The 14,792-nt window shown below is 54.9% G+C and carries 6 protein-coding genes; all 6 read left to right on the forward strand.

The window, feature by feature from the left end; all coding sequences use genetic code 11:
* Nucleotides 1-69 precede the first annotated feature (69 nt).
* The 6 genes from B7994_RS01590 (at nucleotide 70) to B7994_RS01615 (ending at nucleotide 14,728) form a co-directional block, all read left to right on the forward strand.
* Complete coding sequence (locus B7994_RS01590; RefSeq protein ID WP_088636723.1) at nucleotides 70-2,772, forward strand: beta-L-arabinofuranosidase domain-containing protein; 2,703 nt, start codon at nucleotides 70-72, stop codon at nucleotides 2,770-2,772.
* An 88-nt stretch (nucleotides 2,773-2,860) separates the two neighbouring features.
* A complete protein-coding gene (locus B7994_RS01595) occupies nucleotides 2,861-4,525 on the forward strand; it encodes a carbohydrate-binding protein (RefSeq protein WP_233142927.1) in 1,665 nt (554 codons plus the stop codon).
* Nucleotides 4,526-4,649: 124 nt separating this feature from the next.
* Entirely contained in the window at nucleotides 4,650-7,265 is a 2,616-nt protein-coding gene (locus B7994_RS01600; RefSeq protein ID WP_088636724.1) for a carbohydrate-binding protein, read from the forward strand.
* A gap of 121 nt (nucleotides 7,266-7,386) precedes the next feature.
* On the forward strand, nucleotides 7,387-9,336 hold the full coding sequence (locus B7994_RS01605; protein ID WP_233142928.1) for a cellulase family glycosylhydrolase: 1,950 nt from the start codon (nucleotides 7,387-7,389) through the stop codon (nucleotides 9,334-9,336).
* 158 nt (nucleotides 9,337-9,494) lie between these two features.
* Nucleotides 9,495-12,464: a glycoside hydrolase N-terminal domain-containing protein gene (locus tag B7994_RS01610; protein WP_088636725.1), complete on the forward strand. Its 2,970-nt coding sequence runs from the start codon at nucleotides 9,495-9,497 to the stop codon at nucleotides 12,462-12,464.
* Nucleotides 12,465-12,661: 197 nt separating this feature from the next.
* Nucleotides 12,662-14,728, forward strand: a complete 2,067-nt coding sequence (locus B7994_RS01615) for a family 43 glycosylhydrolase (RefSeq protein WP_088636726.1) — start codon at nucleotides 12,662-12,664, stop codon at nucleotides 14,726-14,728.
* The last annotated feature ends 64 nt before the right edge of the window (nucleotides 14,729-14,792 follow it).

Consider the following 14,792-nt stretch of genomic DNA (forward strand, 5'->3'; position numbering starts at 1 on the left):
GGGTGTTTTTGCATATTGCAGGATTTATTTTTTGTATTGGTGCAAGGTATAGGGAAAGGATGGTATAAGATGTTTGGCTTTAATGCAAAAAGGCTCGCCTTTGTCACGTTCGCTGCGGTTTGCGGCATTTTCTCGCAGGGATTTTCGCAGGACCTGCTTTACTCGGATATGTTCCCGCTGGGCGACGTGCAGTTGCTGGGCGGCCCCCTGAAGGATCGCCAGGATCTGAATGCGGAAACGCTGCTTTCCTACGATACGGACAAACTAATTGCGCCGTTCTACGAAGAGGCGGGCATGAAGCCGAAGGCGACTAAGTTCTCGAACTGGGCTGGCCTCGATGGGCATGTGCTGGGGCATTACCTGAGCGCGCTTGCCATGCACTTTGCGGATACCGGGGACGAACTTATCAAGCAGCGCCTGGAATACGTGCTGAGCGAACTCAAGACCATCCAGGACTACAATTCCCGCGACAACAATTTCAAGGGGTACATCAGCGGTGTACCTAATGGCAAGCAGATGTGGCTCAAGTTCAAGAGCGGCAATGCGGGCGCGCAGAACGGCTATTGGGTGCCGTGGTACAACATCCACAAGCTTTATGCGGGCTTGCGCGATGCCTATATCTATGCGGGCTACGAGCAGGCGAAAACGATGTTCCTTGCTCTTTGCGACTGGGGCCTCACGATTACGGGCGGGCTCAACGACAACGCCATGGAATCGATGCTCGGTACGGAACACGGCGGCATGGCGGAAGTCTATGCCGACGCCTATGCGCTCACCAAGCAGGACAAGTACCTGAAAGAGGCCAAGCGCTGGAGCCACAAGTGGCTTTTGAACGCGATGGCGGCAAGTAACGACAACCTCACGAACGTGCACGCGAATACGCAGGTCCCGAAGGTGGTGGGTTTTGCCCGCATTGCGGAACTTACCGGCGACCAGACTTACGTGAAGGGTTCCGAGTACTTCTGGGACCGCGTCGTGAACAAGCGCAGTATCGCGATTGGCGGCAACAGCATTTCGGAACATTTCCCGTCTTTCGATAACCACAAGAAGTACGTGGAAGAGCGCGAAGGGCCGGAATCTTGCAACACCTACAACATGCTCAAGCTGACGGAACGCCTGTTCAACATGGATCACAGCGCCAAGCAGGCGGATTTCTACGAACGAGCGCTCTTCAACCATATCCTTTCGACAATTCACCCGACGCACGGCGGCTACGTGTACTTTACGCCCGCAAGGCCGCGCCATTACCGCGTCTATTCGAAGGTGAATGCCGCCATGTGGTGCTGTGTGGGCTCGGGCATGGAAAACCCCGCGAAGTACAACCAGTTTATCTACACGAAGGATGGCGACAATCTTTACGTGAACCTGTTTGCGGCTTCGCTTTTGAACTGGAAGGATAAGGGCGTGAAAATCAAGCAGGAGACGGAATTTCCGAAGGGCGAAAGCGCGAAGTTCACCGTTACGGGTAGCGGCAGTTTCGACATGAAAATTCGCCATCCGTACTGGGTGAAGGAAGATGCGTTCAAGGTTATCGTGAACGGTGATACCGTTGTGAAAAAATCCGACCCGTCTAGCTATGTGTCTGTGGGTAAGTCCTGGAAGTCCGGCGACGTGATTGAGGTGCTGTTCCCGATGTACACGCACGTGGAAGAACTCCCGAATGTTTCTGACTACGTGGCCCTGCTGCATGGCCCAATCGTGCTTTCCGCGAAGACGGGGACGGCGAACCTGAACGGCCTCGTTGCCGATGACGGGCGCTGGAGCCATATCGCGTCGGGAGCGCTTGAATCCCTGGATCAGGCCCCGATGCTTGCGAGCAAGAAGGAAGATATCCCCTCGAAGGTGGAACCCGTGAAGGGCGAGCCGATGCACTTCAAGGCGCCCTACCTGTTTGCGGCCAAGAAGGATGCAAACCTGCTGCTGGAGCCATTCTACGAGGTGCACGATGCCCGCTACATGATGTACTGGATGGTGCTTACCGACCCCTCCATTCTTGAACGCCTGAAGAAGGAGCAGGAAGAGGCTCTTGCGCTCGACGAGAAGACGGTCGACAAGGTGGCGCCCGGTGAGCAGCAGCCCGAAGCGGACCACAAGATGAAAATTGAAAATTCCACCTCGGGCACGGCGAATGGGGAATTCTACCGCGATGCGGGCAAGTGCAGCGGTGGCGACGGTGGCCTTATCAGCTATGAATTCGAGACGAACAGCGAGGATTCCCTGAGCCTGATGGTGCGCTACTGGGGCAACGAGGGCTGCACCCGCATATTCGATATCGATATCGATGGCGAGAAACTCGTGACCGAGACGATTTCGAATCGCTGGAACAAGAACGAGTTCGTGAACGTGACGTACCCGATTCCGGACAACATGGTGAAGGGCAAGAAAATCGTGCGCATCTCGTTTACGGCAAGTTCCGGCATGGTGGGCGGCATCTACGGCGTGCGACTGCTCCGCAACAAGCCGAAGCCCGAAGTAAAGGATTCTGTGCCGTCGGCGATTGCTACACCCGCGAGAATGCCTGCGCGCCCCGACTTGAAGGCCCGCGTGATGGGCGGTGAGTTGCAGATTGCTTCCGGAACGGCGCTCTCGCAGGGCTTTACCGCAAGGATTTACGCGATGGATGGCCGTCTCGTGAAATCCGAGGCTCTCCCAGCAGGGCAGTCCAGTTTCAGCATCGGAATTGGTAACATGAAAAGCGGAATGTATATCCTGAAAATCCAGCGGGATGGTTTCAGCTATGCTTCAACGATTTTCAGGAAGGGTGGCTTTTGACATTCTGTCCATAGGAACTCCCTAGCGGGGGTTCCTTTTTACGCTTTTTTCAAGTAATTTTCTTATTGGTGTTAACAAGGAAGTTCTTATGATGTTTGGTTATGGTTTCAGGCGTGTAGCCTGTTCTGTTCTTGCTGCAACCGCACTTTCGGCAGTGAGTTCCTTCGCCGTCACGAGCCAGTTCCGCGGCGTAAACTGGGCGGACAAGCGTGACAATTTCGTCTCTGGCGTGCTCGTACTTTCGGGCATGAGCCTTTCGGACAATTACCAGTCGGCATCTGTGGTGGCGGACCGCGTCATCGGGCAGTTCCAGGAACTGTTCGGCACCAACAGCGTGCGCATTCCGGTGAACGAGCCCACGGTTCTTACGTTCTGGGATACCTACACGGGCGTTATCGACATGGGCCTTTCCAAGGGCCGCATCGTGATGGGCTACTGGGGCCCCGCGCAGCCCTCCGGCCCCAAGAACATGGACGACTGGTGGAAAATGTGGGCGAGAATCGTCGAAAAATACGGCGACCACCCGAATGCCTATTTCGAGATTTTCAACGAACCGCACATGTATAGTAAGGACGAGTTGCGCAACTTGTATGCCACATGGCTCGAAAAATTCCCGAATGTGCCGCGCGACCATATTCTGCTCGACGGCTCGGGCCTTGCATGGAACGTGCCCGATATTGCCGACGACCCGCGCTTTGAAGGCTGCCTTTTCGCTGTGCACGAATACACCTTTTGGAACATGAGCATCACCACCGAACAGGGCTGGAAGAACAGCTTCAAGGGCAAGGTGGGCAAGTATGCCGACCGCACCGTGTGTACGGAATGGGGTGGCGCGATGAGCCCCGGCGAAAAGAACGGTGTGCACTACGACTACATGGACTACAATGCGAACCCGACCAACTACTTTATGGCATACATCCGCGGCATGTCTGCCCAGTTGCGCGAATGGGAAATGGGCAGTTTCTACTGGCCGGGCCTGCGCGATGGCGACTGGTACAGCATGACCAAGCGCACGGGCGAAGGTGCCAACATCAAGCTTGAAATCGTGAACCAGTCGGGCGTGGACCGCATGAAGATGGCCTGGGCCGACACGGTCGAGACGACCCCGCTCGTGCGCGAGGCGTATAACGGCGAACCTGCGGCGATTCCGGGCGTAATCGAAGCCGAAAATTATGATAAGGGCGGCAACCGCTTCAGTTTCTATGACAAGGATGCAGCCAACAAGGGCGAAACCTACCGTGAAGATGCGGTGGATGTCGTTACCCTCGATGGCGCAACCTGTGGCGGTGAGGCCTGCAAGGGCTATGCCGTCGGGTATACCGAGGCGGGCGAGTGGCTCGAATACAGCGTGAAGGTCGCTACGAGCGGCAAGTACGCAATTCGCGCGAACGTGGCGACCGCGTCCGAGACCTCGAAAATCCAGCTGTTTGTCGATGGCGAGGCGATTGGCGATACGGTGACTTTCGAGAAGGTCGATACCACATGGAACGTGTACAAGGAAGTTGATGTCGGTGTCGCGAACCTTACTGCGGGCGAACACATCCTGAAACTTGCCATTGCGGGTAGCTACGTGAACGTGGACTGGCTCAAGTTCTGCGAAGGCGAGGCCTGCGAGGCGCCTACGGGAATCCGCGAAATCATGCCCGCCTCCCTTACCAAGGCTTCGGCCCCGCGCCTCCGCAAGCAGGGCGGCCAGCTGTTTGTGGAAAGGAACGGCATGCGCTTCGACCTGACGGGCCACCGCATCAAGTAAGTGTCCCTCCATTGATAAGTTGTCAACGAGAACTCCCTTTCCGGGGGTTCTTTTTTTATTCGTAAATGGTAATTTTCGGGATAGGGATCCCCCCTTGGTGTAAAAACGGGAAAAAGAGGAAATTATGGGAACGAAGTCGTTACTATCCTTCTGTTTGGTGATGTCGGGCATGTCTCTTGCCGCGACGCAGGCAACCTTCTACGTGTCCCCTTCGGGCAATGATGCCGCAGACGGATCGAAGGATGCTCCCTTCAAGACGATTACGCAGGCGCAGAAGGCTGTGCGTGCCATAAACGGCACCATGACGGGCGACATCGAAGTGGTTTTACGCGAGGGCACCTACGTGCTTCCGTCAACCGTCAACTTCACGGAAGCCGATGGCGGTAAGGACGGCCACTATGTGCGCTATAAAGCCTACGAAGGCGAAAAGCCCCTGATTACCGGTGGTATGCCCATTACGGGCTGGGCCATTCACGATGAAGCGAAAAACATCTGGAAAGCCGAAGGCGTTGACGGTCGTTTCCGCCAGCTTTACGTGAACAACCGCAAGGCGGTTCGTGCTTGCTTCCCCAATGTGATTGCCGCAAATGAAAAGGGCAATGGCGGTTTCGACCACGATTTCGTGCGCCTCACGAAGGTAGACTCTTCGGGCCGCGCCTTCGATGTCTCCGCCGACTACATCAAGAATATCAAGAACATCGAAGATGTCGAAATCCACCTGATGATTGCCTGGTCCGAAAACATCTTGCGCTTGGAGAAGGCCCAGGTGAACGGCGGTACGGCAAAGCTCATTCCCAAGGACCCTGAACGCACCAAGCTGTTCCACCGTGCTTACCCGATGCTCGGCACCGCTTTCGCGAGCAATCCGCCCAAGCAGCAGGTTTTCTATCTCGAAAACTCCTACGATTTGATTGACGCTCCGGGTGAATGGTACCTGGACGAAAAGAATCAAACGCTTTATTACAAGCCCCGTGAAGGCGAAAGCATGGCGACAGCCCACGTGGTTGCGCCCCGTCTCAATACCTTGTTCAGCGTCTTGGGTAAAGATACCAAGAACAAAGTTGGCTACATGTCTTTCGAGGGCCTGACCTTCGCCCATTCCAACTTTACACGCCCCAGCGAAGAAGGCTTCTTGGATTTGCAGGCGGCAAACTTCAACGTAGACGTGCTTCCGGATCCTAGCCGCGGAAATTGGGAAAAGCTGAACAGCAACAAGTATCTGCTATGGCGCCCCGATGCGGCGTTCCGTGTCGAGAACGCACATCATTTCTTGGTGCAGGGCAATGTGTTCTCGCAGATTGCGGCTACGGGCCTCGACTTTGTCTCCGGCACCAATGACGACATGATCCAGGGCAACGCCTTCTTCGAAATCGGTGCAGCGGGCATTATGCTCGGCAAGTTCTATCAGGATTCTACCACCGAAATCCACATCGCCTACAATCCGAGCGACAAGGACGAAATCAGCACCCGCGATACGGTCAAGAACAATTTGGTCACCAACGTGACGAACGAACATCAGGGTGCCGTGGGTATTGGCGCCGGTTACCCGCGCTATGTGGTGATCGAGCATAACGAAGTCTCTTACACGTACTACTCCGGCATTTCCATCGGATTTGGCTGGACAAAGGCCCAGACGGCCATGACCAACAACCATGTGAACTGGAACGAGATTCACCATATTGCCCGCCTGCTTTGCGACTCCGGCCCGATTTACACCTTGAGTAACCAGGGAACCGGCAGCGAAATCCAGCACAACTATATTCACGACAACGGAACATCCAAGTGGGCCGACTACTGGAACGTGCCCATTTACCTAGACGAAGGTTCCAGCGGCTTTACCGTGAAAGAAAATGTGTTCAAGAATTCCCCTTCGGGCGTGGGCCAGAATCAGGCCGGTCAGAATACGATTCAGCAGGACGGCAACTACTACAGCGAAAATGTCGTGAACAATGCCGGTATCGAGAAGGAATTCCGCTACATCCGCGACATCAAGGAAATTCCGCTGGCAGACTTCAGTAATACCGTCACGCAGGCCGCATTCAAGGTCGTGATGACTATTCCGGGCATCCTCCAGGCCGAAGACTACGATGTGGGCGGCCAGAGCGTTTCGTACAGCGACAAGGACTTCGTGAACGAGGGCAATACCTACCGCGAAGACGGCGTCGATGTGGTGGGCTTCGGCTGCAGCGATACGCTCAATACCCAGGATTGCAAGGGCTTTGCCATCGGTTACACGGCTGCGGGCGAATGGCTGGAATACAGCGTGAACGTGGTGACGGCGAGCAAGTACTTGTTCCGCGCGAACGCGGCGACCGGGCTTGAAGGCGGCAGTTTCCAGTTGTTCCTCGACGGCAAGGCGGTTTCGGATACGATACCTGTGCCGCAGGGCGAAGACTGGAATACTTATGCCACAATCGACGGCGAGACCGCCGAACTTGCGAAGGGCGAGCATGTGCTCAGAATCCTGTTCACCGGTAGCTACGTGAATCTGGACTGGATAAAGTTCGCGCTTACTACCGAGGAACTTTCTCCCATTCGCCAGACGGATATGCGCCTTGGCCTGGGCGAGCGCGCTTACGATGTATTTGGCGTAGATGGCTCCTACATCTGTCGCATCGAGGACGTGCGTGCGCAGGGCGGCATCAAGGCGGCTCTCAAGCTCAAGGGGGTGAATCCCGGCATATACGTGGTTCGCGGACTTGAAAGTCATAGGAGTATCAGGATAAACACTGTGCGCTAGTTTTTTGCGAAAAACCCATTGTATTTTCTTCAAAAGTATATTTGGAGACCTCCTTTTAAAACCATGCTCTTTTAGGTACCTTATATATGTAAAATGTGCTTTTTTGGCACAAGGGATGGTTATGATGGATTTTCGTACGATTTTTCCGCTTGTTTTGCTGCCGTCGTGCCTTTTTGCGGCGGTAAACCTCAATGTGAGTCTGGGCGATAGCATTAAGCCGGTGACCCACGTGGCCACGGGTTCACTCTATGGCCTTACGGAAACGCTCCCGAGCAATATCGAGAAGGATGTTGCTCCGCTCAAGCCTAATGTTTTCCTTTCGCCGGCGCGCAGCGGCAGCGGTCGCCAGCAGGGTATAGGCGGAGCCTTCCTCGTTGCTCCGCGTGTAGAAAGCCTCGGGGCCAAAATCCAGATTCGCCTTGCCGACGTATTGCCCGGCTGGCCGTACAAGTTCCAGAACATGGACCACTGGAAAAACGAGGTGAAGTCCGTTATCCAAGATAAGCTTGCCTCGAACAACAAGAACTTTGACGGCTACGAAATCTGGAACGAACCGAACGACACTTGGAAATCGAATATCGACTTTAATTCGGGTCTCTGGAAACAGACTTATGATCTGATTCGCCAGATGGACCCCGGTGCAAAAATCATCGGACCTTCTTATTCGTTCTATCACGCTTCGAAAATGGAAGAATTCGTTAAGTACTGTTCGCAAAACAACTGCATGCCCGATGTGGTGAGTTGGCACCAGTGGGGATCGGGCGGTTTCGTGGGCTCTGTCGAGACCTACCGCAATCTCGAAAAAAAGTACAATGTGTCTCCGCGCCCGCTGAGCATTAACGAATATTCTTCGACGGAACACTCCGAAGAGGGTTGCCCCGGAGTGTCCGTCCCGTTTATTGCCAAATTCGAACGCCACGGTGTCGAAAGCGCGATGATTTCTTGGTGGTTCGTACCGCTTCCGGGGCGTCTCGGCAGTCTCCTTACCTCCAATAACGAGCGCGGTGGCGGCTGGTGGCTGTACAAGTGGTATGGCGACATGAGCGGCTACATGGCGAAGGTCACGCCCCCCAACGACAAGAGCGACGGCGTAGACGGCTTTGCCGCCCTCGACAAGAAGAAGGGCTTTGCAAGCATCGTGCTCGGCGGAAACACCAAGGGCGAAATCAGCGTGAACATTTCTGGCATCCCTGAGGCGTTTGGCAACAAGGTGAATGTCGACGTGGAATACGTTGTCTGGGAAAACAAGGACAAGGCCGTGCCCTCGACGACGCCTGTATCCAGCAAGGAATACGATGTGAACGGTGGCAAGATTACGGTGCCGGTGAACATTACGAACACCAAGTATGGCTATCATATCAACATTACGCCGATTATCCCGCAGGCGCCCTACAAGGATGTCGCTGCCGCCATCCCGGGCAAGATTGAGGTAGAAAACTACGATGTCGGTGGTTCGGGCAAGGCTTACCTGGATAAGGACGACGATAATAAGGGCGGTGAGTACCGCGAAGATGCGGTAGATATCGTAAAGGCGGGCGAGGGGTATGCCATCGGGTATACACAGGAAGGCGAATGGCTCGAGTACACCGTGGATGTGGCGGCGGCGGGTGACTACAACCTCTCCGTAAGCTATGCGACATCTTCTGAAAATACTGGCATCAAGCTGTATGTGGACGACAAGGTTGTCAAGGACGATATCGTGTTCCCTCAGGGGGCCGACTGGGAAACCTACACCACGTTCGAAGCGGGCAAAGTGAACCTTTCTGCTGGCAAGCATGTCCTGAAACTTGAAATTGTGGGCAACTATGTGAATATCGACTGGCTTAATTTTGCCGACCCGGCAGACACGGCCACAACGCGTTTGGTGGACATGCAACCACTGCACCTAAATGCGGACGAACGCGGTTACGACGTTTTCGGCATGGATGGTCAGTTTGTCTGTCACATCGAAGGCGTGCAGGCGCAGGGCGGCATCAAGGCGGCTCTCGCAGCCAAGGGCGTAAACCCCGGCGTTTACATGGTTCGTGACATTGCAAGTCGCAGGAGTGTCAAGGTAAACACCGTAAGATAGGCCGATTTATCGTTTTTCCCCATTCCCGCCATCATCGGATGTGCGGGTTTTTCTTGTTTGCTATTGATAAAAAGTCAATGGGAATTGCCTTTTTGAGGGGAATTTTGGCCTTTTTTGGGGATATTTTTAAGGAGGATGTTAGAAAAATAGGAGAACGTATGAAATCCTTTGGTGTAATGTTTGGCGCTCTCGCTTGTGCGGTTACTCTCGCCTTTGCCTCTGCAGACAATCCGCTTACGCTTTGGTACAATAGCGACGCGGGTACGGAATTTACGAATGCGCTGCCGATAGGTAACGGCTACATGGGCGGTATCGTCTATGGTGGCGTCACGAAGGATATCATCGGCCTGAACGAGAGCACGGTCTGGTCGGGCGGCCCGGGCGACAACAACAAGCAGGGTGCGGCAAACCACCTGAAGGATGCCCGCGACGCCATGTTCCGCGGGGACTACCGCACGGCGGAATCCATCGTCTCCAACTACATGATTGGCCCCGGCCCTGCGAGTTTCCAGCCGGTAGGCGACCTCGTGATTACCACGTCGCATTCGGGGGCCACGAATTACCGCCGCGAACTCGACCTCAAGACAGCCATCGCGAAGACGACTTATACGAGCGGGGGAGTCAAGTACACGCGTGAATACTTCGCGAGTTATCCGGACCACGTGATTGTCATTCGTCTGTCTGCAGACAAGTCGGGATCGGTGAGTTTCGGCGCCACTATGACCACCCCGCATCGTTCAAACAAGATGTCGAATAGCGGGAACACTCTCATTTACGACGTGACGGTCAATTCCATCAAGTTCCAGAACCGCCTGAACGTGGTTGCTGACGGCGGTACGGTTTCTGTTGCGAACGGGAACATCAATGTGCAGGGCGCGAATTCCGCAATGCTCGTGCTCACGATTGCGACAAACTTCAAATCGTATAATGACGTGAGCGGCGACCCGGGCGCTATTGCTGCCGACATCATGAGCAAGGTGAAGGGCAAGTCCTACGATGACCTGCTTGCAGCGCACCTGAAGGATTACCAGACCATTTTCAACCGCGTGAAAATTGACCTGGGCACCGCCGACGCGAGCGCGGGCGATGTCACCAGCACCCGAGTGAAGAACTTCAATTCCACGAACGATCCCTCGCTCGTAGAACTGCATTACCAGTTTGGCCGCTACCTGCTGATTGCGAGTTCGCGCAAGGGCGGCCAGCCCGCTAACCTGCAGGGCATCTGGAACAAGGATACGAACCCGATGTGGGGGAGTAAGTATACTACCAACATCAACCTCGAAATGAACTACTGGCCGGTAGAGACGGCTAACCTTGGCGAATGTGTTTGGCCGCTCATCGATAAGATCAAGAGCATGGTCCCGCAGGGCGAAAAGACTGCGAAGGTGCATTGGGGCGTAGACGAAGGTTGGGTGGAACACCACAATACCGACCTCTGGAACCGTACTGCCCCGATTGATGGCGCATGGGGCTTGTGGCCCTCTGGCGCTGGCTGGCTCAGCACGCACCTCTGGGAACATTTCCTTTTCAACCCGACGGACAAGGCTTACCTGCAAGATGTTTACTCCACCATGAAGGGCGCGGCGCTCTTCTTCGTGAACAGCCTTGTGGAAGAACCTGAAACCGGCCACAAGTATCTGGTGACTGCCCCGAGCGATTCTCCGGAAAACGACCATAGCGGTTACAACGTCTGCTTTGGCCCCACGATGGATAACCAGATTATCCGCGACGTACTGAACTACACCATCGAGGCTTCCAAGATTCTCGGCGTTGACGAGGATGTGCGCGCCAAGATGGAAGCGACTGTCAAACGCTTGCCGCCGACAAAGACCGGTAAGTACGGACAAATTACCGAATGGCTCCAGGACTGGGATGACCCGAACAACAAGAACCGCCATATTTCGCACCTGTACGGCCTTTTCCCGAGCGCACAGATTACGCCGGAAGAGACTCCTGACCTGATCAAGGGTGCAGGCGTTACGCTGAAACAGCGCGGCGACGATGCGACCGGCTGGTCTCTCGCGTGGAAAATCAACTTCTGGGCCCGCATGCACGACGGCGATCACGCCTACACGATGATCCGCATGCTCCTTACCCCGAACAAGACGTACAACAACCTGTTCGATGCGCACCCGCCGTTCCAGATTGATGGCAACTTTGGTGCGGTCTCGGGCGTGAACGAGATGCTCATGCAGAGCCATAACGGCCGCATCCAGCTCCTGCCGGCGCTCCCATCGCAGTGGAAGGACGGTAGCATCAAGGGTATCCGTGCCCGCGGTGGTTTCGAAATCGATTCCATGGCCTGGAAGGGCGGCAAGCTCACGTATATTGCCATCAAGTCCGATGTGGGCCAGACGCTGAACTTGGTCAGCGGTACGAATACCTTCACGACTACGACGGTCCCCGGCAAGATTTATGAATTCGATGGCAATTTGAAACTCACGAACCAGCCGTTTGAGCCGGTGACCATCCCGGGCAAGATTCAGGCCGAAAGCTACATCGCCATGGACGGCGTGCAGATCGAACCCGATGCTGATGGCGAGCCGAATCTGGGTTGGATTAACGCTGGCGATTTTAGTGAATACCTGGTGAAGGTCCCGACTGCAGGCACCTACACGGTTACGGCCCGCGTGGCGAGCGAGGCTGAAGAATCCTCGACCATCACGATAACGGATTCTACCGGCAAGGCGCTCGCGACCCTTACGGTAGACCCCGAGAAGACGAACGGATGGAACGACTGGTACGAGACTTCGGCCACCATCGCCCTTGGCGCAGGCGAGCAGAAACTCCACTTCGAGTATTCCGGCGCAAGCGACTTCCTGATGAACTTTGACTGGTTTAGCATTGAAAGCGACCCGTCACCGATTCGCCCGAGTGTCCAGATGGCGAACATGCTCTCGGTGCGCCCGGTATCGTTGGCGCGGGGCTCCGTCGGCCTCATGGTGCATGCCTCGGATGATTTTGAGGTGCATCTCTACGGCATGAACGGAAACCTTATCGCTAGCCAGCGCGGTACGGGCAATGCGTTTGTCGAATTTGGCGAAAGCGAAAAACTCCCGCAGGGCAACTACATTGCGGTCGTAAAGAGCGGAAAACTCCAGAAAACGCTGCGCGTCAGGGCTTTCTAGGCTGGCTTGCGCACCACTGCCTGCTGGTTCATGATTTTTTGGCGAAATTCCCCGTTTTTCGGGGAATTTTTGCTTTTGGCGCATTGACAAGTTATCCATAGGAACTGGCCTTTTTCATGTAATTTTCCGGCCTGTTGAAAATATCTTTAGAATGGTGTGAAATATATACCCGCCTTTCGGGCGAAAGGGATGTAACAATGAGATTTGAAAAAGCGATAAAGACTGCTACGGTTGCTTTGGGTTTCGGACTTGCGTCTACGGCTTTTGCCGAAAACCCGCTTATTCAGACATATTATTCTCCGGACCCGGCGCCTGTGGTGTTTGGCGATACGCTTTGCACCTATTCCGGCAACGACGAGGGCGGTAGCTTCTTCACGATGCACGGCTGGCGCGTCTCTTGCACCACGGATATGGTGAACTGGACCGACATGAACACCCTCATTTTGGAAGCGGGTGATTTTAACGGTTCTGCCAAGAAAAACGGCGACTGGGCATCTCAATGTATTCGCCGCAATGACAAGTACTATTATTACGTGACCGTGGAATCTACCCGCGGCGGCCGCGCCGTCAACGTGGCCGTGTCCGACAAGAAGGAAGGCCCCTTCAAGGATGCCCTGAACGGCAAGCACTTGGCGGGCCCCAACTGGGACTACATCGACCCCACCGTATTTATTGACGACGATGGCCAGGCATGGCTCTACTGGGGTAACCCCAAGCTCTATTACTGCCCCCTCAAGGAGAACATGATTGAATGCGCAAGCGAAATCAAGGTCTCCGACATGAGCGGCTTTAACGGCAAGTATACCGAAGGCCCGTGGATTCACAAGCGCGGCAAGAAGTATTACATGATTTACGCTGCCGGTGGCATTCCAGAATCCATTGACTATTCTTGGAGCGATTCTCCGACGGGCCCCTGGACTTACAAGGGCGTCATTATGCCAAGTAGCGAACCGGGTGCCGCGTTCACCGTCCACTCCGGCATTGTCGACTTTAAGGGCCGCAGCTTCTTCTTCTACCACAACCAGAAGAACGTGAAGGGCGGCGGCTACAGCCGTTCTACCGCCATCGAAGAATTCACTTGGAATGCCGACGGTACCATTCCCACTATTCGCGCCACCAACAATGGCGTCGTGAAGCCCATCAAGAATCTTGACCCGTTCGTGCGCGTGGAAGCCGAAACCAAGGCTTGGGTTGGCGGCATGACTGTCAATACGTCGGGCGGTTACACCATCATCGAGCATGTCGGTGCCGAATACGGCAATGTGTTCCTCACCAAGATGAACAGCGGGTTCTACACGAAGGTGCGCTCCGTAGACATGGGCGACGGTGCCGACCGCATTATCGTTTGCACCAGGGGTAACGGCGGTAAGCTTGAACTCCATGCCGGTTCCGAAAACGGCGCTCTCCTTGCATCCATGAATATCCCTGCAAGTTCTGCTTGGGAAGAACATACCTTCGACGTGACCGATGCTGCCGGCGTCGACGACCTGTTCTTTGTCGTCAAACAGGGCGGTTTCGATTTCGACTACTGGTATATGGAAAGCGAAAAGACTGCCGTTCCGCAGACGCCTTACAAGGGCACTGCCGCTGCGGTTCCGGGCAAGATCGAGGCTGAAAACTACGACGAAGGCGGCCACAACAAGGCCTTCTACGACAACGACCGCGAAAACCAGGGCAAGGCCTACCGCGAAGACGAGGTCGACGTGGTGGATATCAGCGATTCCAAGTGCGGTGACGCTGCCTGCACGGGCTACGCCATCGGCTACACGCAGGCGGACGAATGGGTGGAATATACTATAAATGTCACTGCCGATGCCAAGTACGATGTCACTGCGAACATCGCGACTGCGTTCGAGACTGCCGGTATGCAGCTGTTTGTTGACGACAAGGCGGTTACGGATGCGGTTACATTCGAAAAAGTAGACTCTGTTTTCACCACCTACAAGGTTGTCGATGTGGGCTCCGTGGAACTCAAGAAGGGCGAACATGTGCTCAAGCTCCTGATTACGGGCGACTACCTGAACGTAGACTGGCTCCAGTTTACCGACCCGAACGGCACGATTTCCATTGCGAAGGATGTGCACCTCGATGTTCATGCCCAGACCACGTTCGATGTCTACGGGCTTTCGGGCCAGTACATGGGCCGTGTGGAATTGCAGGGAGAAACTGTTGCCAAGGCTTTGGCCCGCGACGGTTTTGCCCGCGGAATCTACATGGTGCGTGACCTTGGGCATTCGAAGGCGTTCCGTGTGCAGGTAAAGTAAAAGAACGAATTTGATGTATGGGGCCGGCTCCGCAATAGCGGGGCCGGTTCTATTTTTTTTTGCC

Origin of the sequence: Fibrobacter sp. UWR2 (genome assembly GCF_002210285.1) — a bacterium.
Taxonomy (GTDB): domain Bacteria; phylum Fibrobacterota; class Fibrobacteria; order Fibrobacterales; family Fibrobacteraceae; genus Fibrobacter.